Origin of the sequence: Paracoccus halophilus, assembly GCF_000763905.1 — a bacterium.
Classification (GTDB): Bacteria; Pseudomonadota; Alphaproteobacteria; order Rhodobacterales; family Rhodobacteraceae; genus Paracoccus; species Paracoccus halophilus.
The window spans coordinates 1-719 of sequence record NZ_JRKN01000100.1; the positions used below are offsets into that span (position 1 = coordinate 1).

At 67.9% G+C, this 719-nt stretch carries 1 protein-coding gene; it reads left to right on the forward strand.

Annotation, left to right across the window (positions count from 1 at the left end; genetic code table 11):
- Positions 1–719 (forward strand): type VI secretion system Vgr family protein (locus IT41_RS19250; RefSeq protein WP_036744424.1); only part of this gene is annotated, 719 nt, incomplete at both ends.

The following is a 719-nucleotide window of genomic DNA, read 5'->3' on the forward strand; positions in this document are numbered from 1 at the left end:
CTGGTGCTGACCGATGACGTGCTGGCGCATCCGACGATCGGGCCGCGTCCGTTCAAGCGCTATGACGGCCACCACCAGTACGAGCAGGAGCATTTCTGGGACTGGGCGCCCGAGCGGAATGTGACCACCGGCGCGATCCGGCTGGTGGATTACAACTTCAAGAAGCCTGCCCAGGCGATGGAGGTGGACCGGCTGGGCGATGCGCAGCACGCGCAGGGCCAGATCGAGAGCTTCGACTATCCCGGCGATTACCTGGCGCAGGATGTCGGCCGGCTGGTGGCGGGGCTCAGGACCGAGCAGGAACGCGGCGCCGATCGCCGCAACCGGGCGGTGGGGGACTGCGTGAGCCTGGGCGCGGGGATGCGGATGACGCTTTCCGGCGACAAGGCGCCGGGCACGGGCGAGACCTATCTGTGCCTCTCGGCCTCGCATCATTTCGTCTCCGAGGCCTATGGTTCAGGCGGTCAGGGCAGTGACGGCTACAGCTTCACCGGGTCCTATGTGCTGATGCCCGATACCGCGCCGATGGCGCCGCCGAAACGTACGCCGCTGGCGGTGGTGCAGGGCCCGCAGACCGCCGAAGTGGTCGGCGAGGGCGAGATCGACTGCGACGAATACGGCCGCATTCTGGTGCGGTTCCACTGGGACTTGGCGAACGCCTATTCGATGCGCTGCCGGGTCAGCCAGAACTGGGCCGGCGCCGGCTGGGGCGGCATGGT